Below are 22979 nucleotides of genomic sequence, written 5' to 3' on the forward strand. Positions count from 1 at the left end.
CATTCCACACGAATACAGCAGAGCCTAATAAATATTAACAGGTTAGTGCAAGGACAGGCGAGTCATCCGTTGTGTTACGCCATGGAGACGCCCGCGCTCTCCGGCAGGTACTGACCCCGCTGCTCCCGGATCGCCGGGCGGGTATCGACCGGCAGGGCTGGCGCCGCCTCCACGGTCCACGACGGCCGCCGGCCCGTCAGCGCCCACGCCGCCTGCACGGCTCCGCCGTCCGCGACGTACTCGCCCGGCGCCGGCACGACGACCGGCGCGTCGAACACCTGCGCCGCGATGGTCGCGACGGCGCGGTTCTGCGCCGCCCCACCGATCAGCAGGATGCGCTTCTCGCTCACCCCGACCGCCCGCACGGCGTCGAGTCCGTCGGCGAGGCCGCACAGCATCCCCTCAATGGCCGCGCGCGCGAACGTCGCCGGACGGGTGCTCGCGATGGTGAGCCCGTGGAGGCTCGCCTTCGCGTCGGGGAGGTTCGGCGTGCGCTCGCCCTCGAAGTACGGGACGAGCACGACACCCTCGGCGCCGGGCTCCACCGACAGGGCGAGCTCGGCGAGGGCGTCGAAGTCCACCGAGAGGAGGTCGGCGATCGAGCTCAGGACGCGGGCCGCGTTGAGCGTCGCGATGAGGGGGAGCCTGAGGCCGCTCGCATCGGCGAATCCCGCGACGGTCCCGGTCGCGTCCGCGATGGGGGCGTCGGTTACGGCGAAGACGGTGCCGCTGGTGCCGATGGACACGACCACGTCGCCGTCCGCGGCGCCGAGGCCGAGCGCGGCGCCCGCGTTGTCGCCGGCGCCGGGGCCGACGAGGACGCCGTCAGGGGTGCGGCCGGCGGAGTCCGCCGGGCCGAGCACGCGGGGGAGGATGACGGGCGCGGCAGCGCCCGCGCTGGTGCCTGCCGCGCTGGTGCCCGCCGCGTCGGTGCCCGCAGTGCTCGCGCCCGTGGTCCCCGCACCCTCGGCCTCCCGCCCCGCACGCCCGAGCGCCCGCTCGAACAGCTCGAAGTCGTACGCGCCCGTCCCCGCGCTCCAGTACGCCGTCCCGCTCGCGTCCGACCGATCCGTCGTCAGCGCCTCCAGGTCCGGCCCGAGCGGGCTCTCGTCCGCCGGCCCGTAGCCGAGCAGCCGCCAGGTCAGCCAGTCGTGGGGGAGCGCGACGGCCGCCACGCGCGCGGCGTTCGCCGGCTCCGCATCCCGCAGCCAGCGCAGCTTGGTCGCCGTGAAGGAGGCCACCGGCACAACGCCGACCCGCTCCGCGTACGCCTCCGCGCCGACCTCGGCGATCAGCTCGCGGGCGGCCTGCGCACTGCGGGTGTCGTTCCAGAGCAGGGCGTCGCGGATGACGCGGCCGTCCGCGTCCAGCACCACCATGCCGTGCTGCTGGCCGGCGATGGAGATCGCGGCCACGTCGGCGAGGCCGCCCGCGGCCTCCAGCGCCGAGCGCAGCGCGCTCCACCACGCGGCCGGGTCGACCTCCGTGCCGTCCGGGTGCGCGGCCCGGCCGGTGCGCACCAGCGCGCCGGTCTCCAGGTCGCGCACGACCACCTTGCAGCTCTGCGTCGACGAGTCGACGCCCGCGACCAACGTCACGAACTCACCTCACTTCTCAAGATTCAGCCACCGAGGGGCACGTCGTTGTCACTTTCCACGCGGAAAAGCGACAACGACGTGCCCCTCGGCAACAGGACGGGCAGGTCAGCCGCGGGCGCCGATGAGGTGCTCGAGGGCGAGCTGCTGCAGGCGGACGAAGCCGAAGCCCTTGCCGCCGAAGTAGGCGCTCGGGTCGAAGTCCTCGTACGCGCTGCGGTCGGCGAGCAGGTCGTCGTAGCTCTCGCCCGCGCCGAGCGTCGACTGGGACAGCTCGGTCACGCGGGAGGCCTCCAGTGCGGCCTGCACCTCGGGGTCGGCGCGGAACGCGGCCGCCCGCTCCTTCAGCAGCAGGTAGGTGCGCATGTTCGCCGCGGCCGAGTCCCACACGCCGGTGATGTCCTCGGTGCGCGACGGCTTGTAGTCGAAGTGGCGCGGGCCGTCGTAGGCCTGGCCGCCGTTGGGGCCGCCGTTCTCGAGCAGGTCGACGAGGGCGAAGGCGTTCTGGAGGTCGCCGTGGCCGAACACGAGGTCCTGGTCGTACTTGATGCCGCGCTGGCCGTTGAGGTCGATGTGGTAGAGCTTGCCGTGGTACAGCGCCTGGGCGATGCCGGCGGCGAAGTTCAGGCCCGCCATCTGCTCGTGGCCGACCTCGGGGTTCAGGCCGACGAGCTCCGGGCGCTCCAGCGAGTTGATGAACGCGAGGGCGTGGCCCACGGTCGGCAGCAGGATGTCGCCGCGCGGCTCGTTCGGCTTCGGCTCGATCGCGAAACGGATGTCGTAGCCCTTGTCGGTGACGTAGTCGCCGAGCAGGTTGACGGCCTCCCGGTAGCGCTCGAGCGCGGCCTGGATGTTCTTGGCCGAGTCGTACTCGGCGCCCTCGCGGCCGCCCCACATCACGAACGTCTTGGCGCCGAGCTCGGCGGCCAGGTCGAGGTTGCGGAGGACCTTGCGCAGCGCGAAGCGGCGCACGGCGCGGTCGTTGGAGGTGAAGCCGCCGTCCTTGAAGACGGGGGCGCTGAACAGGTTGGTGGTGACCATCGGCACGATGACGCCGGTGTCGGCGAGCACCTGCTTGAGGCGGTCGATCTGCTTCTGGCGTTCGGCGTCGGTCGAGCCGAAGGCGAAGAGGTCGTCGTCGTGGAAGGTGAGGCCGTAGGCGCCGAGCTCGCTGAGCTTGGTCACCGCCTCCACCACGTCGAGCTGGGGCCGGGTCGGGCCGCCGAACGGGTCGGTGCCGTTGTAGCCGATGGTCCACAGACCGAACGAGAACTTGTCGGCGCGGGTGGGGGTGAGGCTCATGGAGGTTCCTTCAACGTCGTCGGTGATTTGTTGTTTCACTAAACTTATACCAGCCGGAGCGCCCGCGCGCCACTCCGCAAACCGACGAGGGGCACGTTGTTGTCACTTTTGGAGCTCAAAAGTGACAACAACGTGCCCCTCGAGGGATGGGGATGGGGATGGGGTTGCGCCCGGGAGCGGGCGTGGGCGGGGCGTTAGAGGCGGGAGGACAGCCAGGCGGCCTGCTTGTGCCAGTGCGCGGCCTGGCCGCCCTCGTGGTCGTTGAAGGGGTAGACCTCGATCGCGCGGTCCGCCGCCGCCAGATGGTTGTACGCGGCGAACGTCGTGGACGGAGGCACGACCGTGTCCATCAGCGCCACCGAGAACAGCGACGGCGCGTGGATGCGGCGGGCGAAGTTCACGCCGTCGAGGTACGAGAGCGTGCGGAAGGCCGCGTCGACCTCGTCGCGGTGCACCGACAGATAGGTGGCCAGCTCGCGGAACGGCCCGTCGGCCGCCACCTCGGCGCCGCGGCGGTACGCGCACAGGAACGCGACGTCCGGCAGCACCGCCTGGACGTCCGCCAGCGCGCCGGCCGCGAGGGCGATCCCGCCACCCTGGCTGCCGCCGGTCACCGCGATCCGCGCCGGGTCGACGAACGACAGCGCGCGGGCCGCGTCGACCGCGCGCACCGCGTCGGTGAACACGCGGCGGTAGTAGTGCTCGTGCGGATCGTGGATGCCGCGCGTCATGAAGCCGGGGGTCGCCGGTCCCGAGCCGTGCGGGTCCGCGGTACCGCCTCCCGTGCCCCAGCCGCTGCCCTGGCCGCGGGTGTCCATGAACACCTGCACGTAGCCCGCGAGCGCCCAGTCGACGTTCTCGCCGGCGAGGCCGCGGCCGCCGCCGTAGCCCTGGTACTGCACGACCGCCGGGAGGGGGCCGTCCGCGTGCAGCGGACGCGAGACCCAGGCTCGCACCGGCTCGCCGCCGAAGCCGGGGAAGGTCAGGTCCTCCACGATGAGCTGCGTGACGGGCGTCGTCGCGGGCACCAGCACCGCATCGCCGCCGGCCGTGCGGGACTCCGCGAGCGTCGACTCCCAGAAGGCGTCGAAGTCGGCGGGCTCCTCGACCTCCGGGCGGAAGTCGGCCAGTTCGGCGAGGGTGAGGTCGGTGAGCGGCATGGGTCTCCTCGGGAGGGCGGGAATGTTTCGGGCGACGGCGCGAAAGCCTGGCCGACATTGTGGCACAGTGTCTCCATGCCCGAACCGAGCGCGAGCCGTCCGACGCTGGAGGCGATCGCGCAGCGGGCGGCGGTGTCGCTGTCCACGGTGTCGAAGGTCCTGAACGGCCGGCCGGGCGTTTCCGCGCCCACCCGGGCGCGCGTCGAGGAGCTGCTGCACGACTCCGGCTACGCGCGCCGCGGCCCGGAGCCGGAGCGCGGCGGCCTGGTCGAACTGGTGGTGACCGACCTGGTGAGCGAGTGGTCGGTGGAGATCATCCGCGGCGTCGAGCGGATCACGCGCGAGGCCGGCTTCGTGCTCGCGCTCTCCGCCCTCGGCGACCATCTCGAGCCGGGGCGCGACTGGATCACCGGCGTGCTCAGCAGGAAGCCGATCGCGGTGATCCTGCAGTTCTCGAACCTGACGGCCGAGCACCGGCAGCAGCTGCGCACCCGCAACATCCCGTTCGTGGTCGTGGATCCCGCGGGCGACCCGCCGCCGGACGTCCCGGCGATCGGCGCCACCAACTGGGCGGGCGGGGTCGCGGCGACCCGACACCTCCTCGGGCTCGGCCACACCAGGATCGCGGTCGTCTCCGGGCCGCCCGACCTGATGTGCTCGCGCGCCCGCGTCGCCGGGTACCAGTCGGCGCTGGCGGAGGCCGGCCTCCCGTTCGACCCGCGGCTGGCCGGCGTCGGCGACTTCAGCCGCGCCGACGGGGAGCGCGAGGCGCGGCGGCTGCTCGAGAAGGCCGACCGCCCCACCGCGATCGTCTGCGGCAACGACCTGCAGGCGCTCGGGGCGATGGATGCGGCGTTCGCACTCGGCCTGGACGTGCCGCGGGACGTGTCGATCGTCGGCTTCGACGACGTGCCGCCGGCCTCCTGGGCGCGGCCGGCGCTGACGACGATCCGCCAGCCGCTGCAGGAGATGGCGGAGGAGGCGACCCGCACCGCGCTGCGCCTGCGCGCCGGGGATGTCGAGAACACCCGGCTGGAACTGGCGACCTCCCTCGTCGTGCGCGACTCCACGGCGGCGCTCGCCGCACGCTGACGCAACGAAAGTTTTCCAAGCTCGGCGAGAAACTTGCGGGTGGAAAACCCCGTTGGTTAGCGTCCACCAGGACAACACGCGAAGGAGCGGCACGGATGACTTCAGCGGCACGCGAGCTGCGGGTGGCGATGGTCGGCTACGGATTCATGGGCGCGGCCCACTCCCAGGGCTGGCGTGTGGCACCTCGGTTCTTCGACCTCGCCGCCGAGCCGGTCATGGCCACGATCGTCGGCCGCGACCGCGAGCGCGTCGAGGCCGCACGAGTGAAGTTCGGCTGGCAGCGCGCCGAGACCGACTGGCGGCGCGCGGTCGAGGACCCGGACATCGACGTGATCGACATCTGCTCGCCCGGCGCCTCGCACGCCGAGATCGCCATCGCCGCACTCGACGCGGGCAAGCACGTCCTGTGCGAGAAGCCGCTCGCCAACACGGTCGCCGAGGCGGAGGCGATGGTCGCCGCCGCCGAGCGCGCGGCCGGGCGCGGCGTCCGCTCGATGGTGGGCTTCAGCTACCGCCGCGTCCCCGCGATCGGCTACGCGCGCCGTCTGGTGCAGGAGGGCCGCCTCGGCACCATCCGCCAGGTGCGCGCCCTCTACCTGCAGGACTGGCTGAGCGACGAGAACGGCCCGATGACCTGGCGGCTCGACAAGGAGGCCGCCGGCTCCGGCTCGCTCGGCGACATCGGCGCGCACGCGATCGACCTGGTCGAGCACCTGACCGGCTCCCGGCTGTCGTCGGTCTCCGGCACGCTCGCCACCTTCGTCGAGGAGCGACCACTGCTCGGCGAGACGGTCGGGCTCAGCGGCACGGCCTCCAGCGAGCGCGGCCGGGTGACCGTGGACGACGCCGCCTGGTTCACCGCGCGCCTCAGCGGCGGTGCGGCGGCCGGCGCGATCGGCGCGTTCGAGGCGACCCGCTACGCGACCGGCCGCAAGAACGCCCTGCGGATCGAGCTGAGCGGCTCCCGCGGCGCGATCGCCTTCGACCTGGAGGCGATGAACGAGCTCCAGTTCTACGACGCCACCGCTCCGGCGGGGGAGCAGGGCTTCACCCGGATCATCGTGACCGAGCCGGAGCATCCCTACATGGCGAACTGGTGGCCCACCGGGCACGCGATCGGCTACGAGCACGCCTTCAGCCACCAGATCACGGACTTCGTCGACGCCATCACGAGCGGCGCCGACCCCGAGCCGTCCTTCGCGGACGGCCTCCACATCCAGCGCGTGCTCGCGGCTGTCGAGCACAGCGCCGCCGCCGGCAGTGCGTGGACGGCCGCGGAGTAGCGTGACGGCCGGCCCCGCGAACACACGTACCACCCGGAAGGAACCCATGACCAGACAAGCCCTCGTCGTCCGCGGCGGCTGGGACGGGCACATGCCCGTCGAGACCACGAACCTCTTCATCCCGTTCCTGGAGCAGAACGGCTTCGCGGTGCGTGTGGAGGGGAGCCCCGCCGTCTACACCGACGAGGCGTTCATGGACACGGTCGACCTCGTCCTCCAGATCAACACGATGAGCACCATCGAGCGGGAGGAGTTCGCGGGCCTGCAGCGCGCGATCCTGAACGGCGCCGGGATGGCCGGCTGGCACGGCGGCATCGCCGACTCCTACCGGGACAACGCCGACTACCTGCACATGATCGGCGGCCAGTTCGCGCACCACGCGGGCAAGGACCCGGCCGAGCGTACGGGCGAGCAGTCCGACAACTACATCCCGTACACGGTGAACATCACCGAGTACGGCGCTTCGCACCCGATCACCGAGGGCATCGCGGACTTCGACCTGGAGACCGAGCAGTACTGGGTGCTGAGCGACGAGTACAACGACGTCCTGGCCACGACGACGCAGACTGTCCGGCCGTGGGACGCCTGGAACCGTCCTGTCACCGCGCCCGCGATCTGGACACGGCAGTGGGGCAAAGGCCGCATCTTCGTCTCCGCCCCCGGCCATCGGCTGGAGATCGTGGAGTCCGTGCCGGTGCGCACGATCATCGAGCGGGGGCTGCTGTGGGCCGCGCGCTGAACGTCGGGGTCGTCGGCGTCGGCGTCATCTCGGCGCAGTACTTCGCGGAGTTCCCGAAACTGCCGAACCTGCGTTTGCGCGCGGTCGCCGACCTCGACCTCGAGCGCGCGCGTGCCGTCGCCGCCGAGCAGGGCGTCGAGGCGATGACCGTGGACGAGCTGCTCGCGCATCCCGAGGTGGATGTCGTGCTCAACCTGACCATCCCGCTCGCCCACGCGGACATCGCGTTGCGCGCGCTCGCCGCGGGCAAGCACGTCTACGGCGAGAAGCCACTCGCGCTCACGACGGCGGAGGCGGCGCCGGTGCTCGCTGACGCGGCCGCCCGCGGACTGCGGGTGGGCTGCGCGCCGGACACGGTGCTCGGCACCGGCGTCCAGACCGCGCGCGCCGTGCTCGACGACGGCAGGATCGGCGTGCCGCTCGGCGCCGCTGTGGCGTGGACGGCGCCCGGCCACGAGCTGTGGCATCCGGCGCCCGCGTTCTACTACCAGCCCGGCGGCGGGCCGCTGTTCGACATGGGGCCGTACTACCTGACGTCGCTGGTGACGTTCTTCGGGCCCGTCGTCCGGGTGTCGGGAGCGACACGGCGGTCGGACCGCTCGCGCACGGTCGCCACGGGGCCGAACGCGGGTGCTGCGCTGCCGGTGGACGTCGACACGCACGTCACGGCGATCCTGGAGCACGCCTCCGGAGTGGTCTCGACCGTGACCGTCTCGTTCGAGGTGTGGGCCTCCCGCGTCCCGCTGTTCGAGGTGTACGGCACCGCGGGGACCCTCGCTGTGCCCGACCCGAACCACTTCTCCGACCCGGTGTCGGTCGCGACGGCGGACGACCGTGAGTTCCGGGAGGTCGGGGTCGCGGGCGGCTATGCCGATGCCGGCCGGGGCTACGGCCTCGCCGACCTGGCCCGCGCGATCGAGACCGGCCGGCCGCACCGCGCCTCGGGCGAGCTGGCCTTCCATGTGCTGGAGATCATGGAGGCCGTGCTCGCCGCGGGCGCCAGGCACGAGGTCGTGACGCTGACCTCCACGGTCGAGCGGCCCCAGGCGGTGCCGGCGGAGGTACGGCCCGAGACGTGGTGAGGTCCGCCGCACCCCGAGACCTGTAATACAGTGACCGGGACCATGAACGGCAGGACGACGGCGGGGACGAACCTCGACACGGTGCGGCGGCACAACCTCTCCGCCGTGCTCGGGATGGTGCACCGCGAGGGCCCGCTGGCGCGCTCGGCGCTCACCCAGGCGACCGGCCTCAACCGCTCGACCATCGGCGCGCTCGTCGCCGAACTGGCCGAGTTCGGGCTGGTGCGCGAACGCGAGCCGGAGACCAGCAACCGGGTCGGCAGGCCGTCCCCGGTCATCGCCGCCGACGGCCGGGTCGTCGCGCTCGCCGTGAACCCCGAGGTCGACGCGGTCACGGTCGGCGTCGTCGGGCTGGACGCGCAGGTGCACCGCCGGGTGCGCTATCCCACCGGGCATGTGCCGACCGCCGCGGAGGCGGCCGCCATCGCAGCCGCGGTGATCGACGGGCTGCGGCCCGAGCTGGCCGCGGCCTCCCGGGTCGTCGGCGTCGGCGTCGCCGTGCCGGGACTCGTGCGGGAGGAGGACGGCGTCGTCCGGCTCGCCCCGCACCTGGAGTGGGCGGAGGAGCCGTTCGCGGCCGAGCTCGCCGCGGCGACCGGCTATCCCGTCGCCGCGGCGAACGACGCGAGCCTGGGCGCCAACGCCGAACGGCTGTTCGGTGCGGGTCAGGGCGCAGCCGACCTCGTCTACGTCAACGGCGGCGCGTCCGGTATCGGCGCCGGCGTCATCGTCGGCGGGAGGCCGCTGACCGGCATCAGCGGTTATGCCGGCGAGCTCGGCCACACGCTCGTGAACTCGGCGGGCGTGCGCTGCCACTGCGGCGCGATCGGCTGTCTGGAGACCGAGGTCAGCCAGCGCGCGCTGCTGCGGGTGCTCGGGCTGGCCTCCGCCGACCCGGACGAGCTCTCGCGTGCCCTGGGTGCGGCCGTCGCGGCCGGTGACCCGGCCGTGCTCGCCGAGGTGGAGCGTCAGCTCGGCTTCCTCGCCACCGCGCTGCGCAACGCGACCAATGTCTTCGACCCGGACCGGATCGTGCTCGGCGGGTTCCTCGGCGCGCTGCACGAGCTCGCGCCGGAGCGCCTGCCCGAGCTCGTCGCCGCGCAGGCGCTCGCCGCCTCCGCCGAGACCCTCACCATCGCCCGCGCCGCCCTCGGCAGCGACATCCTCCTCATCGGCGCCGCCGAACTCGCCTTCACGCCCCTCCTCTCGTCCCCTTCCGCCGCGTAGCCCCTCCATCGATTCCGGAGTTGTGTACGCCCGCGCCCGGCGTGTCGCGTGCACAACTCCGGAATTGATGGAGGGGGATGCGCACGTTCACATTTGGGGGTGGGAGGCTGTATGCTGGGACTCGCGCCCGCGGTCGAATCGATTCGAACGGGCGGCTTCCAGCACCGCGAACCCGTCGCGGTGCTGTCGTTTTGCGTCCAGTGCCGGGCGCGTGCCCCTCCCCACACGCCCTCCAGCAGAAGGACTCTTTCGTGACCACCGTCGTGCATCCCGGCGACTCGCTCACCGGTCGCCAGCGCTTGTCGTACATCCTGATCCTCGGCGCGCTCACCGCTCTCGGGCCGTTCACGATCGACATGTACCTCCCCGCGCTGCCGACGCTGGAGTCCGACTTCCACGTCTCCACCGCGATGATCCAGCTGACGCTCACGGCGACCACCATCGGCTTCGGCCTCGGCCAGCTCCTGGTCGGGCCGTGGTCGGACAAGATCGGCCGCCGCATTCCGCTGATCGCCGCGACCGGCGTCCACATCTTCGCGTGTCTCGCCGCGGCGATCGCGCCGAACGTCGAGCTGCTCGGCATCGCCCGGGCGCTGATGGGCATCGGCGCCGCGGCCGGCGGTGTGGTCGCGATGGCGATGGTCCGCGACCTGTTCGGCGGGCGTCCGCTCGTGCGGATGCTGAGCCGGCTCGCGCTGGTCAACGGCCTCGCGCCCGTCCTGGCCCCGGTGATCGGGTCGTGGCTGCTGCTGGTCATGCCGTGGCGGGGCATCTTCGTCGTGCTCGCGTGCTACGGCGTGTTCGTGCTCGGGTGCGTGTCGCTGTGGATTGCCGAAACCCTTCCCAAGGCGCGCCGCCACGACGCCGGCCACTCGACCGTCGGCCAGCGCTACCGCTCCGTACTGAGCGACCGGGTCTTCGTCGGCATCGCGATCGTGGGAGCCGCGAACTTCACCGGCCTGTTCTCGTACCTGTCGGCGAGCCCCTTCATCTTCCAGGGCCTCTACGCGTTCACACCGCAGGAGTACGGCCTCCTGTTCGCGGTCAACTCGATCGGCATCATCATCGGCGTGCAGTCGGCGGCCCGCCTGACCAAGTACGTCGGGCCGCAGTGGATCCTCGCGGTCTCGACGGCCGTGATGTTCCTGGCCTCCGTCGCGATCGTCGTGCTCGACCATGCCCATGCCGGGCTGTGGGGGGTGGCGATCCCGCTGTGGTTCTTCATCGCGGCCTGCGGGTTCGGCTTCCCGTGCGTGCAGGTGCTCGCGCTGAACAACCACGGTCACGAAGCCGGGACGGCGGCCAGCCTGCTCGGCGCGCTCAACTTCGGCGCGGCGGGCGTGTTCTCGCCGATCGTCGGCCTGCTCGGCACCGGGAGCGCGGGGCCGATGGGCGCGATGATGGCGATCTGCGCTGCCGTGTCCATCGGGTCGCTGTGGCTGGTCGTGCGGCCGAGGACGGTGCCGGCGCTCGGGCACTGACGCGGCCGCGCGGTACCGTGAGTCCATGACCGCGTCGCCGCCGCTCCACACCGCCGCGCGCATCCAGCGTCGGTGGCCACTGATCACGGCGTCGGTGGCCATCGGCCTCGTGCTGGTACTGGGCGCGATCATCGCGTTCCGGCAGAACGAGCCGTTCGTTCTCGACCTGAAGTGGATGGCCGAGGTGGTCGAGCACCGGTCGCCGGTGTGGACCGTCCCCGCCCTGTTCTTCAACTGGGTCGGCGGTGGGATCGTCGGCTCGGTGGTGATCCCTGTCGTGATCTTCCTGGTGCTGCTGGCGTTCCGGAGGCCGTGGGGCGCCGGCTTCTTCGCGATCGCGAGCGTCGTGTCGGTGATCTGCGTGCAGGTTCTCAAGCACACGGTCGGCCGGGCGCGCCCGTCGGAGATCCTGGTGGTCGCCGATCCCGGTTCATTCCCGTCCGGGCATACGGCGAACGCGGCGACGATGGCGGTCGTGTTCGGCATCCTGTTCCCGCGGGTCTGGGTGTGGTGCGTCGGCGGCGCGTGGGCGATCCTGATGGCGATCAGCCGCACCTACCTCGGCGCGCACTGGCTGAGCGACACGATCGGCGGCCTCCTGCTCGGCGCCGGCGTCGCGGTCATCGTGTGGGCGCCGCTGGCGTACAAGCTGGCGGAGGAGAGCGCCCGGCCGCACCCGTTCTTCCTCAGCGCAGCGGGCCGGGCGAAAAGGTAGCCGGAGGCGCGTCCAGCGCCCGCATCGCCGCGATCCCCATCCCCACAGCGATGGCCGCATCTCCGGTGGAGCGCTCCGACCACGCGGCCGAGAGCCCGGCCCAGGCGAGCGCCCAGCGCAGCATCCGCCGCCGGGCGATCCCGGTCTCCGCCGCGATCACCGCCACGGTGCGTTCGAGCCGTCCGGGCGCGAGCGCCACGCCCGCCGACGGGTTGCAGAGGATGTTCGCGAAGTCGAAGCCCGGATCACCGTGGACGTGCTTGGGGTCGATCGCGAGCCACCCGTCGCCCGCGAAGTCGAGCACGTTGCCGTGGTGGATGTCGCCGTGCAGCACCACGTCGCCCTGAGGCGCGGCGAGCAGCGCCCGGGCCTCGGCCGCGGCGCGGGCGAACATTCCGTCATGGGCATGCGGCCGGTCGGCGGCGTGCTCGAAGAGCTCGGCGAACCAGCGCGGGAGGCCGACCAGGCCGTCCGGGCGCGGCCGGTCGGTCACCGCGTGCAGGCGCAGCGCCGCGCGGCAGAGGATGCGCGTCGCCTCGTCGTCGCCGTCCGGGCCGGAGGCCGCAAGCGACTCCAGTGAGCGGCCTCCGGTGGCGCGCGCGAGCACGAGAGCGTCGCCCTCCGCGGCGAGCACCGGCGCCGCACCGCGGCCGTCCCACCAGCGGAGCACGCGGCCGCCCGCGGCCTCCTCGGGGTGCGTCGCCAGCTTGAGGAACGCCGCCCGGCCGTCCAGCAGCACGGGCTGGAGCACGCTCGACGGCGTGGCGAAGGCGGCGCCGTCCGGTGTCAGCGCCCAGCGTGCGCGCCACGGCGCGAGCGGGGCGTCTGGATCGCGCTGCATCAGCTCCGCCGGCTCTCGGCCGCGTACGCCTCGGGCGTCACGCCGACCACGGCTTTGAACTCCCGGCTGAAGTGCGCCTGATCCGCGTAGCCCAGGTCGGCCGCGAGCCGGGCGAGCGCGGGAGGCCCGGGCTCGCGCAGAGCCGCCGCGGCCTCCTGCAGCCGGTACCGCTGGATCAGCCACTTCGGCCCGAAACCGACGTGCCCGGCGACGAGCCGCTGGAGGTGGCGCACGCCGATCCCGAATCGGTCGGCGAGCTGCTCCACCCGGCGCAGGTCTCGGTCCGCCTCGACAGCGGCGACGATCGCGTCGACCAGTCGCGCGTCGGCGTCGGGGGCCGGGAGGTCGCCCAGGGCGGCCTCGACGACGGCGATCGCGCCCTCCGCGTCGTCGTCGGCGAGGCATTCGCGCACCGCGCCGACCGCGGCGGTCAGCGCCCGGGCTGCGAGCGGTTCCAGTGCCTCCAACGGGATCACGAGGGGAGCCCCGCGCAGCGACACGCCGACCCACTGCCGCGCCACGCCCGGTCGCAGCAGCGCGCCGAACGCCCAGCCGTCGCCGGTCAGCGTCCTCCCGGACAGCCCGCGGTTCGCCCGGTGCAGGGCAGCAGTGTCCGCCTCGATCACCAGGTTCGCGGTCGGGTACTCCAGCACCGTCTCGCGCAGGCTCGCGCCGCTGGGGAGCGACCACCGCGGCAGCCAGAAGTGCCGCACGAACGCGGCCGCCGCCTCGCCCGGCGCGCGTCGCTCGATCCGGACGGGCGCAGCGGGGGCGTCGGCTCCGGGTGCGTCGGCTCCAGGGGTGAGCCGGCCCTTGCTCAGCGGCCCTGCGACGGTGGACGAGGTCACGCTGCCATACTTTCACGGTGACTTCGATCCGACCGTACCGTCCTGCCGACCGCGCCGACGTCTACGACATCTGCGTCCGGACGGGGGCCAGCGGCGCGGACGCGCGCGGCCTGTACTCCAGCGACGACCTGCTGCCCGATGTCTTCGCCGGGCCCTACGTGGAGTACCAGCCCGACCTGGCGTTCGTGGTCGACACCGGCGACCGGGTCGCGGGCTACGTGATCGCGGTGGCGGACAGCCACGCGTTCGCCGACTGGTACGACGAGAACTGGCTGCCCGGTTTCCGCGAGCGCTACCCGGTGGCGGCGGCGCCCTCCGCGAAGGAGCGGGAGGCGATCGGGTTCGGGCTCGACCAGCACGAGGCGATCGTCCCGGAGGCCGACCGGTACCCCGCGCACCTGCACATCGACCTGCTGCCCGAGCTGCAGGGTCAGGGCTTCGGGCGCCGGCTCATCCGGGAGCTCCTCGCTGCGCTGAACGATCGCGGCGTGCCCGGCGTGTTCCTCCGGATGTCGCCGACCAACACCGGCGCGATGGCGTTCTACCGCCGGCTCGGCTTCGAGGAGCTGCCCTCCAGCCGCTCGGACGCGCCTGCGCTGGCGATCGCCACGGACGCGGTGGTCTGAGAAGGCCCTAACGGAGCCGCGGCATCCGCTCGAACCAGTACAGCAGCTCGGGCGACCGGCGGCGGAGCTGCGTCATGGTCAGGAAGTCCTCCGGCCGCGTCACCGGCACGTCGAAGTACTCGGCCACCAGCTCCATGTCGTCCACCGACCAGAACTGCCCGCGCATCCGGATGAGCATCCGGCCGTCGTGCCCGGTGATGAAGAGCTGGGGGAGCGTGTCCAGCGTGCTGCCGTCGTAGAGGCGCACCAGCAGGATGGAACCGACGTCGGCGGAGCGGACGAACCGGGTCCGGCCGAAGAAGCCGCGCTCCCGGACGCCGTCCGGCCGGATCGCGATGGTCGCGCTGAGGAACGCGTACACACCGAGGATCGTCGCCAGCACGACCAGCACATGGGCGAACAGGACGTATTTCCAGTCGCCGTCCGGGATCGTGAGCCAGTACAGCACGGCGAACACCGGCGTCGTCAATGCGAGCACGGCGGTGAGCCCGCGCGCGAACAGGTCGCGATGCGGGCGAAGTACGGTCCCCCTCGACACGTCCGTGTCGACCCCCTGATGGTTGCTCATCAGGTCGAGTCTGACGGATTCCCGGGGTCGTTCATAGCGGCATTTTGGGGGACACGGCGTGCTTTCTCCGCGAGGTGTCTGACGCGCAGCGAACGCACCCGGAACGCCGACAGGATGGTCGCCAGCACACCCACGGCGAACAGGATCACCGTGGCGAGATCGTGCATCGACCGGCCGAGCAGCAGGGTCACCGCAGCGAGCGCCACGGTGGCGCAGAGCTGCGAGAACATCGAGCCGGTCATCGTATATATCTAACATGCACCCGTGCCCCCGCGCCACTCGCCCGCCCGCCGAAACGCCGAGGGGCACGTAAACGCCCCTAAAACGCGGTTTTAGGGGCGTTAACGTGCCCTTCGACGGCTATGGGGGAGGGGGAGCGCGGTCAGCCGAGCGCGACTGCGGTCCAGGAGACCGGGGGCAGCTCCACCGTCAGGACGCCGTCCGCGAGCGCGGCCGTGGCGTTCGTGCGCAGCCCGACGCGCTCGGGCTCGGCGAGCGTGTTCTTCGCGTACACGTCGTCGTCGAACAGGCTCAGCGACTCCCGCACCGCGGTCGCGCCCAGGTCATGGACGTCGATCGTGACCGTCTCCGTCTCGGTGAGGCTGCGGTTGACCAGGAACACCGCCGACGCGCCGGTCGCCTCGTCGTGCGTCGCGACCGCGTCCACGACGTCCGCCGTCCCGTGCACCACGGTCTCGTACCTGCCCGTGCGCACGGCCGGGCGCAGCACCTCGCCGCGCGCGAGCCGGCTCGTCACCGAGAACGGGAAGAACGTGGTCTGCCGCCAGGCCGCGCCGCCCGGCTCGGTCATGATCGGCGCGATCACGTTGACGAGCTGGGCGAGGGAGGCGCTGCGCACCCGGTCGTGGTTCTTCAGCAGCGTGATCAGGAGGTTGCCCACGACCACCGCGTCCGCGACCGAGTAGACGTCCTCCAGCTGCCGCGGGGCGACGCGCCACTCGTCGTTGACCTCCTGGGACGCCTGGTGCTCGTCGAGGTACCAGACGTTCCACTCGTCGAACGAGATGGCGATCTTCTTGGCGCTCTTGCGCTTGCTGCCGACGTGGTCCGCCGCCGCGACGACCGTGTCGATGAAGTACTGCATGTCCACCGAGGAGGCCAGGAACGACCCGAGGTCGCCGCCGCGCTCCTGGTAGTAGGCGTGCGCCGAGATGAAGTCCACGTTGTCGTAGGCGTGCTCCAGAACGGTGCGCTCCCAGTCGCCGAAGGTCGGCATCCCGGAGCCGGACGAACCGCACGCGACGAGTTCGAGGTGCCGGTCGGCCGCCTTCATCGCCTGGGCGGTGCGGGCGGCGAGCTTGCCGTAGTCGTCGGCGGTCATGTACCCGGTTTGCCAGGGGCCGTCCATCTCGTTGCCGAGGCACCACATCCGGATGCCGTGCGGCTCGATCGTGCCGTTCGCGATCCGCTGGTCGCTGAGGGCGGTGCCGGACGGGTGGTTGGCGTACTCCAGGAGGTCGAGCGCCTCGTCGATCCCGCGGGTGCCCAGATTCACGGCGAGCATCAGCTCGGACCCGGTCAGCGTCAGCCAGCGCGAGAACTCGTCCAGGCCGACCTGGTTGGTCTCCAGTGAGTGCCAGGCGAGGTCACGGCGCACGGGACGCTGCTCGCGCGGCCCGACGCTGTCCTCCCAGCGGAACCCGGAGACGAAGTTGCCGCCGGGGTAGCGGATGGTGGTCGCGCCGAGCTCTTTCACCAGCTCGACCACGTCGAGGCGGAAGCCGTCCTCGTTCGCGGTCGGGTGTCCCGGCTCGTAGATGCCGTCGTAGACGCAGCGGCCGAGGTGCTCCACGAACGACCCGAAGATGCGCCGGTCGATGGTGGCGACGCGGGCGGACCGGTCGAGGGTGATGGTGGTCTCGGGCATGCTGCTTCCTCTTCTAGCCGTATTACAACGTTGTACAGACATGATCGCGGCCGAATGTGACCGTGTCAAACGGAGTTCGCCGAGGGGCACGTAAACGCCCCTAAATCGCGGTCTTAGGGGCGTTTACGTGCCCCTCGACGGGTCAAAGGGCGGTGGACTCGCGGGGGACGAGGCGGTACGGGACGAGGACGCGCTCGGGCGTGAACGGCGCAGTGCCGCCCTCGATGCGGCGCACCAGCAGGTCGACCGCGGTGCGGGCGATCTCGGCGCGGCCGGGGTCGATCGTGGAGAGCGTCGGCATCGAGTACTGCGTCTCGTCGATGTCGTCGAAGCCGATGATGGCCACGTCCTCCGGCACGCGGAGGCCGGCCTCCTGCAGTGCGCGCAGCGCGCCGAGGGCGATCGCGTCGTTGAACGCCACGACCGCGTCGAACCCGACGCCGTTCGCCAGGAGGTCGCGCATGGCCTCCGCCCCGTTGCGCCGGAGCCAGGAGCCGACGGGCACGATCAGCTCCTCGTCGGAGGGGAGGCCCGCCGCCTCCAGGGCCGCCCGGTAGCCGTCGAGACGCAGCGCGGCGGACCCGATGACCTCCCCGGGATGCGCGCCGAGGGCCACCACGCGGCGCCGGCCGAGCCCGAGGACGTGCTCGGTCGCGGCGCGGGCGCCTTCGGTGTTGCGCATCGTGACGTGGTCGCGCGGCCCGGTGAAGATGCGCTCGCCGAGCAGGACGACCGGGACGGGCATCGCGGCGATGACGTCCTCGTCGTCCTGGTCGAGGGCGAGGACGCTGTAGAGCACGCCGTCCACGAGCTGGGGCCGGGGCCGGCGCAGGGCGGCGATCTCGTGCTCCCGGTCGTCGCCGAACTGCTCGATGAGCACCGAGTACCCGCGCTCGGCGGCGGCCCGCATGACGGCGTCGGCAAGCTCGGCGAAGTAGGCGTTGCGGAGATCCGGGATCATCAGGGCGATGACGTTGGTGCGTCCCGACCGCAGGCTCCGCGCCGACAGGTTCGGCGTGTAGCCGAGCGCGGCGATCGCGTCGAGCACCCGCCGCCGGGTCTCATCCCGCACGTAGGGATGGTCGTTGACGACGTTCGACACGGTCTTGATCGACACCCCGGCCAGCCGGGCGACGTCGTGCAGGGTCACGGCCACGCGCACTCCCGTCTGTTGCCGGTCGGCACGACCTTACAACGTTGCACGGGCGCAGCGCCGCCGAGCGCTCACGCGTCGTGGACGTACGACGTGAGCTCCCGGCCCGGCCGCAGCACCCCGTTCACGATCGCCTCGATGGCGAACTCGCTGGCCCCCGCGAGGTCCACCGACGCCGGATCGAGCAGCCACTGCAGCTGGAGGCCGTCCATCACGGCGAGGATGGACGCCGCGGCCCGGTCGATCGTGTCCGGATCGGTCACGCCCTCCTGTGCGCAGAGCGCCCGGAACGCGGTGTCGATCTCGGCCCGGAGGTTGCGGTACCGCTCCTGGAAGTAGTCCTTCGCCGGATGGCCCTCGGTCACCGACTCCGCGGAGAGCACGGTGAAGACCTGGACGATCCCCGGCCGCAGCGCGTTGCGCTGGGCGGTGCCGACGAGGTGCGCGAACAGCGCTGGGCCACCGGGGATGTGCTGGTCGGCGAGGTGGGCGACGTCGTCGTGATCGCGGAACTCCAGCACCTCCAGGAGCAGGTTGTGCTTCGACCCGAAGTGGTGGAGGACGCCGGCGTGGGTCATCCCGACCTGCTCGGCGATGTCGGAAAGCGTGCCGTTGGTGGAGCCCTTGGCGCCGAACGTCTCGATCGCCGCGCGCAGGATGTCGATGCGCTTCTGCTCGGTCTCCGGACGCGTGCCGGTGCTGCTGCCGATGGCCATTTCCGTCGCTCCTGCCGTGCTGGTTGCGGCCGAGCTTACCAGCCAGTAACCTCACCTCAACCAACTTGCTTTCTGACCAGTAAGCAAGTTATCGTCAGCCGACATTCCGCAGCACCAAGGGCACAACGGATGTGCCCGCCACGAAGGAGAAGCAATGAGGCTTAGGAAGTACCTGATCACGGCATCGGCCATCGCCGCCGTCGGCGCACTCGCGCTCACCGGCTGCTCGTCCGACGGCAAGTCCGGCGCCGCCACCGCCAGCACCGGCTCGCTCACCGTCGCCAAGCCGGATGGCGCCGCCATCCTGGCGACCCAGATCAACAACCCGTTCATCACCACCGGCTCGGGCATGTCGCTCGGCTACGACCGGATGATCTACGAGCCCCTCGCGATCGTCAACCCGGTCGGCAAGAACGAGACCACCCCGTGGCTCGCCTCGAAGGTGCAGTGGAACGCGGACTACACGCAGCTCACCGTCACCCCGCGCACGAACGTCAAGTGGAGCGACGGCAAGGCGTTCACCGCCGACGACATCGTCTTCACCTACAACCTGATCAAGAACACTCCGGCTCTCGACCTGGGCGGCCTCAAGCTGACCGACGTCAAGAAGGACGGGAACAACGTCGTCCTGCACTTCAGCGAGTCCAAGTTCGTCAAGCAGGGCGACGTGCTGCAGGTCCCGATCGTCCCCGAGCACCAGTGGAAGTCCGTCGCCGACGCGACGAAGGACCCCGTGACCAGCGCCGTCGGCACCGGTCCGTACACGATCAAGACCTTCTCGTCGCAGGGCGTCGTCCTCCAGGCGCGCAAGGACTACTGGGGCGGCACCGTCCCGGTGGCCCAGCTCAAGTACCTCGAGTACAACGACAACACCGGCCTCCTCCGCGCGCTGCAGAGCGGCGAGACCGACTGGGCGCAGATCTTCATCACGGACTACCAGAAGAACTACGTGGACAAGGACCCGAAGCACAACGTGTTCTGGGGCGCCAACGTCCTGAGCCCCGACATGATCGTGGTCAACACGGCGAAGGCCCCGTTCAACAACGTGGCGCTCCGCAAGGCCGTCAACATGGTCATCGACCGCAAGGCGCACGCCGTGACGGCGCGCGGCAACGCCGGCCCCGAGCTGACCAACGTGTCGGGCATCCCGCAGCCGACCGGTGACCAGTACATCGCGTCCGACTACAAGGACCAGACCTTCAAGATCGACGTCGACGGCGCCAAGAAGGTCCTGACGGACGCCGGCTACACCTGGAAGTCCGGCGCGCTGACCGACCCGTCCGGCAAGGCGGTCTCCTTCACCCTGCAGGACCCGCAGGGCTGGAACGACTACGTCACGGGCATCCAGCTCGTCGCCACGCAGCTCAAGACCACGCTCGGCATCGACGCGAAGGTCGCGACTCCGGACGCCGACACCTGGTTCGCCAACGTCGCCTCCGGCAACTTCGACGCCGTGCTGCACTGGACCGGCTCCGGCTCGAACCCGTGGCACATCTACGACGACGTGATGAACTCCAGCTACCTCGACCAGGCCGCAGACGGCAAGGTCTCGGACAACTTCGGGCGCTACAGCAACCCGGAGGCGACCGCCCTGCTGAAGGAGTACGCGCAGGCGTCCGACGACACCGCCCGCACCGCCGCTCTCGACAAGCTGCAGAAGATCTTCGTGGACGACGTCCCGGCGATCCCGATCGGCACCCACCCGCAGCTCGCCGAGTACAACACCCGGAAGTTCGTGGGCTGGCCGAGCGAGAAGGACCAGTTCGCCACCGCCGACCCGACCCAGCCGTCGGCCGTCCAGGTGCTGATGAACCTGAAGCCCGCGGGCAAGTAGTCGCCCCGAGCGACCTCACCCAACCCGTCCGGGGCGGGCGGCGGCCTCGTGCCGCCGTCCGCCCCGGGCGACCCGCGGACAGCATGAAAGCGACGCCATGACAGACTCCCTTCTCTCCGTGCGCGACTTCTCGGTCGTGTACGACGTCGACCCGCCGGTCGCGGCGGTCAAGAACGTCTCCCTCGACATCAAGCGCGGCGAGATCGTCGGTCTCGCCGGCGAGAGCGGCTGCGGCAAGACCACCCTCGCCTACGGCGTGCAGCGCCTGCTCAAGCCGCCGGCCGTGATCACCAGCGGCAGCGTCGTCTTCCACGACCAGGGCGGCGAGGACATCGACATCAACGCCCTCGACGCGGAGCAGATGCGCCGCTTCCGCTGGGACAAGACCTCGATGGTCTTCCAGGGGGCGATGAACGCCCTCAACCCGGTGGCCACCATCGGATCGCAGCTCGACGACGTGTTCCAGGTGCACCGTCCCGGGATGAGCAAGGCCGAGCGCCGCGCGGCGGTCGTAGAGCTCCTGGAGATCGTCAAGGTGGGCGGCCAGCGAGTGCGCTCCTACCCGCACGAGCTCTCCGGAGGGATGCGCCAGCGCGTCATGATCGCGATGGCCCTCGCCCTCCGTCCGCAGCTCATGGTCATGGACGAGCCGACGACCGCGCTGGACGTGCTCGTGCAGCGCGAGATCCTCAAGCAGATCTCGCAGCTCCGCCACGACTTCGGCTTCTCCGTCGTCTTCATCACGCACGACCTCCCGCTGCTGCTGGAGATCAGCGACCGGATCGCCATCATGCGCGACGGCGAGATCGTGGAGCTCGCCACCGCCGAGCAGATCTGGGCGAACCCGCAGCACGAGTACACGCAGAAGCTGCTGCAGTCGTTCCCGCGCCTCACCGGCGAGAGAGGAGTGGTCGTCCGATGACGACGCTCGAGTTCAAGAACGTCACCAAGATCTACAACGTCCGCGGCTCCGGGCAGCTCAAGGCCCTGGACGACGTCAGCTTCACGCTGGGCCAGCGCCAGACGATCGGCCTTGTCGGCCAGTCCGGCAGCGGCAAGTCCACGATCGCGAAGATCCTCACCCAGCTCGAGACGCCGACCCGCGGCGAGGTGCTGCTGGACGGCGCCCCGATCCCGACGTCGGGCAAGCGGCTGCGGCAGTACCGCCAGCAGCTCCGGATGGTCTTCCAGGACCCGTTCGCCTCGCTGAACCCCTCGCACACGATCCGCCACCACATCGAGCGCCCGCTCCGGCTGGACCACGTCGTCCCGAAGGGCGAGGTGGACGACGAGGTGCGGCGCCTGCTGCGCCGCGTCCAGCTCGACGCGAACGCGGTGATCGACCGCCGTCCGCACGAGCTCTCCGGCGGCCAGCGGCAGCGTGTGGCCATCGCCCGCGCGCTGGCCTCCCGGCCGACCCTGCTGGTCGCCGACGAGCCGGTGTCGATGCTCGACGTGTCGCTGCGCGTCGGCGTCCTGAACCTGCTCGCCGACCTGCAGCGCGAGGAAGGCCTCGGGGTGCTCTACATCACCCACGACCTGGCCACCGCGCGGCACTTCAGCGACGAGATCATCGTCCTCAACCAGGGCAGGATCGTCGAGCACGGCCCGGCCGACGACGTCATCCTCCGCCCGCAGGACCCGTACACCCGCGAGCTCCGCGCCGCGTCCCCCGACCCGGAGAAGCACTTCGGTGCCCTGACCGCCCTGAAGGCACCGATCGCGCAGACCACAGGAGGTGCGCTGTGAGCGCAGAGACAGTCAGAGCCGACTCTTCCCTCGACCCGGCCCTCGTCGGCACGACCGCCACCCGGGCGGAGCGCCGCGGCGTCCGCGTCCCGTGGCGGTTCATCGGCGGCCGCGTCGCCTTCTACGTGTTCACCCTGTGGGCGGCCATCACGATCAACTTCTTCATCCCGCGCCTGATGAAGGGCGACGCCGTCTCCTCCTATATGGCGCGCAGCCAGGGACAGCTCACCCCCGACGCGGAGAAGGCGCTGCGTCTCCTGTTCGGCGTCGACAAGTCGGTGCCGCTCTGGCAGCAGTACCTCGACTACTGGAACATGCTGCTGCACGGCAACCTCGGCGTCTCCATCTCGACGGGCATGGCGCCGGTGGGCGACGCGATCGCCTCCGCCCTGCCGTGGACGCTCGGCCTGGTCGGCTTCGCCACGGTGGTCTCCTTCCTGATCGGCACCGGCCTCGGCGCGGTGATCGGCTGGCGGCGCGGCGGCAAGCTGGACGTCTTCATCCCGATCACGACGTTCCTCGGCACGATCCCGTACTTCTGGCTCGGCCTGATCTTCATCGCGATCTTCTCCACGACGCTCGGCTGGTTCCCCGCCGGGCACGCCTACGAGCTGGGCGTCGACCCGGGCTGGAACGCGGACTTCATCGGCCAGGTGCTCTCGCACGGCGCCCTCCCGATGGCCACCATCGTGGTCGTCTCGATCGGCGGCTGGGTGCTCGGGATGCGCAACATGATGCTGACCGTGCTCGACGAGGACTACATCACCGTCGCGCAGGCGAAGGGCATGCCCGACCGGCGCGTGCTGTGGCGCTACGCCGCCCGCAACGCCGTGCTGCCGCAGATCCAGAGCTTCGCGCTCGCGCTCGGCTTCATCGTCAGCGGCACGATCGTGATGGAGATGGTGTTCTCCTATCCCGGCATCGGCCTGCTGCTGCTCAACGCGACCAACGCGAAGGACTACGCGCTCATGCAGGGCATCTTCCTCGTGCTCGTGCTCGCCGTCCTGATCGCGAACATCATCGCCGATATCGCGTACGCCATCCTCGACCCGCGCACCCGCCAGACGGAGGCCTGAACAT

22 protein-coding genes are annotated in these 22979 nt (G+C 71.1%); 12 read left to right on the plus strand and 10 right to left on the minus strand.

The features are described 5' to 3' along the window. Positions 1-74: 74 nt before the first annotated feature. The 3 genes from ACFRFH_RS13190 to ACFRFH_RS13200 all read right to left on the minus strand — a co-directional run bounded on the left by ACFRFH_RS13190 (position 75) and on the right by ACFRFH_RS13200 (position 4057). Entirely contained in the window at positions 75-1598 is a 1524-nt protein-coding gene (locus tag ACFRFH_RS13190) for a xylulokinase (RefSeq protein WP_382463462.1), read from the minus strand. Between the two features lie 105 nt (positions 1599-1703). Continuing rightward, positions 1704-2897, minus strand: coding sequence for a xylose isomerase (gene xylA, locus ACFRFH_RS13195; RefSeq protein WP_382463463.1), 1194 nt, complete (start codon positions 2895-2897; stop codon positions 1704-1706). 194 nt (positions 2898-3091) lie between these two features. Further along, positions 3092-4057: an acetylxylan esterase gene (locus tag ACFRFH_RS13200; protein ID WP_382463464.1), complete on the minus strand. Its 966-nt coding sequence runs from the start codon at positions 4055-4057 to the stop codon at positions 3092-3094. 75 nt (positions 4058-4132) lie between these two features. Between ACFRFH_RS13200 and ACFRFH_RS13205 the strand changes: the two genes are divergently transcribed. From ACFRFH_RS13205 to ACFRFH_RS13235, 7 genes are all read left to right on the plus strand, one after another. Next, entirely contained in the window at positions 4133-5149 is a 1017-nt protein-coding gene (locus ACFRFH_RS13205; protein WP_382463465.1) for a LacI family DNA-binding transcriptional regulator, read from the plus strand. 95 nt (positions 5150-5244) lie between these two features. After that, complete coding sequence (locus ACFRFH_RS13210) at positions 5245-6432, plus strand: Gfo/Idh/MocA family protein (RefSeq protein ID WP_382463466.1); 1188 nt, start codon at positions 5245-5247, stop codon at positions 6430-6432. A gap of 46 nt (positions 6433-6478) precedes the next feature. After that, the gene (locus tag ACFRFH_RS13215; RefSeq protein WP_382463467.1) at positions 6479-7171 is read left to right on the plus strand and encodes a ThuA domain-containing protein; all 693 of its coding nucleotides are present in this window, start codon (positions 6479-6481) and stop codon (positions 7169-7171) included. Continuing rightward, positions 7156-8253: a Gfo/Idh/MocA family protein gene (locus ACFRFH_RS13220; protein WP_382463468.1), complete on the plus strand. Its 1098-nt coding sequence runs from the start codon at positions 7156-7158 to the stop codon at positions 8251-8253. The genes ACFRFH_RS13215 and ACFRFH_RS13220 overlap by 16 nt, the downstream gene beginning before the upstream one ends. A 42-nt stretch (positions 8254-8295) precedes the next feature. Next, positions 8296-9480, plus strand: a complete 1185-nt coding sequence (locus ACFRFH_RS13225) for an ROK family protein (protein ID WP_382463469.1) — start codon at positions 8296-8298, stop codon at positions 9478-9480. A gap of 251 nt (positions 9481-9731) precedes the next feature. Then, the gene (locus ACFRFH_RS13230; RefSeq protein WP_382463470.1) at positions 9732-10961 is read left to right on the plus strand and encodes a multidrug effflux MFS transporter; all 1230 of its coding nucleotides are present in this window, start codon (positions 9732-9734) and stop codon (positions 10959-10961) included. 25 nt (positions 10962-10986) lie between these two features. Next, complete coding sequence (locus ACFRFH_RS13235; RefSeq protein ID WP_382463471.1) at positions 10987-11676, plus strand: phosphatase PAP2 family protein; 690 nt, start codon at positions 10987-10989, stop codon at positions 11674-11676. Here the strand turns inward: ACFRFH_RS13235 and ACFRFH_RS13240 are convergent. Both ACFRFH_RS13240 and ACFRFH_RS13245 read right to left on the minus strand, forming a co-directional pair. After that, positions 11648-12517: an aminoglycoside phosphotransferase family protein gene (locus ACFRFH_RS13240; RefSeq protein WP_382463472.1), complete on the minus strand. Its 870-nt coding sequence runs from the start codon at positions 12515-12517 to the stop codon at positions 11648-11650. The genes ACFRFH_RS13235 and ACFRFH_RS13240 overlap by 29 nt on opposite strands. Then, the gene (locus ACFRFH_RS13245) at positions 12517-13365 is read right to left on the minus strand and encodes a helix-turn-helix domain-containing protein (RefSeq protein ID WP_382463473.1); all 849 of its coding nucleotides are present in this window, start codon (positions 13363-13365) and stop codon (positions 12517-12519) included. The genes ACFRFH_RS13240 and ACFRFH_RS13245 overlap by 1 nt, the downstream gene beginning before the upstream one ends. Positions 13366-13382: 17 nt before the next feature. On the opposite strand from ACFRFH_RS13245, the gene ACFRFH_RS13250 reads away from it, so the two are divergent. Then, positions 13383-13991, plus strand: coding sequence for a GNAT family N-acetyltransferase (locus ACFRFH_RS13250; protein ID WP_382463474.1), 609 nt, complete (start codon positions 13383-13385; stop codon positions 13989-13991). Positions 13992-13998: 7 nt separating this feature from the next. On the opposite strand, the gene ACFRFH_RS13255 is transcribed toward ACFRFH_RS13250, so the two are convergent. From ACFRFH_RS13255 to ACFRFH_RS13275, 5 genes are all read right to left on the minus strand, one after another. Next, on the minus strand, positions 13999-14559 hold the full coding sequence (locus ACFRFH_RS13255) for a hypothetical protein (protein WP_382463475.1): 561 nt from the start codon (positions 14557-14559) through the stop codon (positions 13999-14001). Beyond that, positions 14559-14801, minus strand: coding sequence for a hypothetical protein (locus ACFRFH_RS13260; RefSeq protein WP_382463476.1), 243 nt, complete (start codon positions 14799-14801; stop codon positions 14559-14561). The genes ACFRFH_RS13255 and ACFRFH_RS13260 overlap by 1 nt, the downstream gene beginning before the upstream one ends. Before the next feature lie 140 nt (positions 14802-14941). Further along, complete coding sequence (locus ACFRFH_RS13265; RefSeq protein WP_382463477.1) at positions 14942-16447, minus strand: alpha-N-arabinofuranosidase; 1506 nt, start codon at positions 16445-16447, stop codon at positions 14942-14944. Between the two features lie 142 nt (positions 16448-16589). Further along, positions 16590-17603, minus strand: a complete 1014-nt coding sequence (locus ACFRFH_RS13270; RefSeq protein ID WP_382463478.1) for a LacI family DNA-binding transcriptional regulator — start codon at positions 17601-17603, stop codon at positions 16590-16592. A gap of 68 nt (positions 17604-17671) precedes the next feature. Continuing rightward, a complete protein-coding gene (locus tag ACFRFH_RS13275; protein ID WP_382463479.1) occupies positions 17672-18316 on the minus strand; it encodes a TetR/AcrR family transcriptional regulator in 645 nt (214 codons plus the stop codon). Positions 18317-18470: 154 nt separating this feature from the next. Between ACFRFH_RS13275 and ACFRFH_RS13280 the strand changes: the two genes are divergently transcribed. The 4 genes from ACFRFH_RS13280 (at position 18471) to ACFRFH_RS13295 (ending at position 22975) form a co-directional block, all read left to right on the plus strand. Further along, positions 18471-20150, plus strand: a complete 1680-nt coding sequence (locus tag ACFRFH_RS13280; protein ID WP_382463480.1) for an ABC transporter substrate-binding protein — start codon at positions 18471-18473, stop codon at positions 20148-20150. Between the two features lie 97 nt (positions 20151-20247). Then, positions 20248-21072, plus strand: a complete 825-nt coding sequence (locus ACFRFH_RS13285; protein WP_382463481.1) for an ABC transporter ATP-binding protein — start codon at positions 20248-20250, stop codon at positions 21070-21072. Beyond that, a complete protein-coding gene (locus tag ACFRFH_RS13290; RefSeq protein WP_382463482.1) occupies positions 21069-21899 on the plus strand; it encodes an ABC transporter ATP-binding protein in 831 nt (276 codons plus the stop codon). The genes ACFRFH_RS13285 and ACFRFH_RS13290 overlap by 4 nt, the downstream gene beginning before the upstream one ends. Further along, complete coding sequence (locus ACFRFH_RS13295; protein WP_382463483.1) at positions 21896-22975, plus strand: ABC transporter permease; 1080 nt, start codon at positions 21896-21898, stop codon at positions 22973-22975. The genes ACFRFH_RS13290 and ACFRFH_RS13295 overlap by 4 nt, the downstream gene beginning before the upstream one ends. Positions 22976-22979: the final 4 nt, after the last annotated feature.

The organism is Leifsonia sp. NPDC056824, from assembly GCF_042789575.1.
Classification (GTDB): domain Bacteria; phylum Actinomycetota; class Actinomycetes; order Actinomycetales; family Microbacteriaceae; genus Leifsonia.

Excerpts from the sequence above, each read along its gene's own strand:
- ACFRFH_RS13255 (WP_382463475.1), bottom strand. The coding sequence starts at position 14,559 with ATGAGCAACCATCAGGGGGTCGACACGGACGTGTCGAGGGGGACCGTA.
- ACFRFH_RS13280 (WP_382463480.1), top strand. The coding sequence starts at position 18,471 with ATGAGGCTTAGGAAGTACCTGATCACGGCATCGGCCATCGCCGCCGTC.
- ACFRFH_RS13285 (WP_382463481.1), top strand. The coding sequence starts at position 20,248 with ATGACAGACTCCCTTCTCTCCGTGCGCGACTTCTCGGTCGTGTACGAC.
- ACFRFH_RS13200 (WP_382463464.1), bottom strand. The coding sequence starts at position 4,057 with ATGCCGCTCACCGACCTCACCCTCGCCGAACTGGCCGACTTCCGCCCG.
- ACFRFH_RS13235 (WP_382463471.1), top strand. The coding sequence starts at position 10,987 with ATGACCGCGTCGCCGCCGCTCCACACCGCCGCGCGCATCCAGCGTCGG.
- ACFRFH_RS13260 (WP_382463476.1), bottom strand. The coding sequence starts at position 14,801 with ATGACCGGCTCGATGTTCTCGCAGCTCTGCGCCACCGTGGCGCTCGCT.
- xylA (WP_382463463.1), bottom strand. The coding sequence starts at position 2,897 with ATGAGCCTCACCCCCACCCGCGCCGACAAGTTCTCGTTCGGTCTGTGG.
- ACFRFH_RS13290 (WP_382463482.1), top strand. The coding sequence starts at position 21,069 with ATGACGACGCTCGAGTTCAAGAACGTCACCAAGATCTACAACGTCCGC.
- ACFRFH_RS13240 (WP_382463472.1), bottom strand. The coding sequence starts at position 12,517 with ATGCAGCGCGATCCAGACGCCCCGCTCGCGCCGTGGCGCGCACGCTGG.
- ACFRFH_RS13205 (WP_382463465.1), top strand. The coding sequence starts at position 4,133 with ATGCCCGAACCGAGCGCGAGCCGTCCGACGCTGGAGGCGATCGCGCAG.
- ACFRFH_RS13275 (WP_382463479.1), bottom strand. The coding sequence starts at position 18,316 with ATGGCCATCGGCAGCAGCACCGGCACGCGTCCGGAGACCGAGCAGAAG.
- ACFRFH_RS13215 (WP_382463467.1), top strand. The coding sequence starts at position 6,479 with ATGACCAGACAAGCCCTCGTCGTCCGCGGCGGCTGGGACGGGCACATG.
- ACFRFH_RS13225 (WP_382463469.1), top strand. The coding sequence starts at position 8,296 with ATGAACGGCAGGACGACGGCGGGGACGAACCTCGACACGGTGCGGCGG.
- ACFRFH_RS13210 (WP_382463466.1), top strand. The coding sequence starts at position 5,245 with ATGACTTCAGCGGCACGCGAGCTGCGGGTGGCGATGGTCGGCTACGGA.
- ACFRFH_RS13265 (WP_382463477.1), bottom strand. The coding sequence starts at position 16,447 with ATGCCCGAGACCACCATCACCCTCGACCGGTCCGCCCGCGTCGCCACC.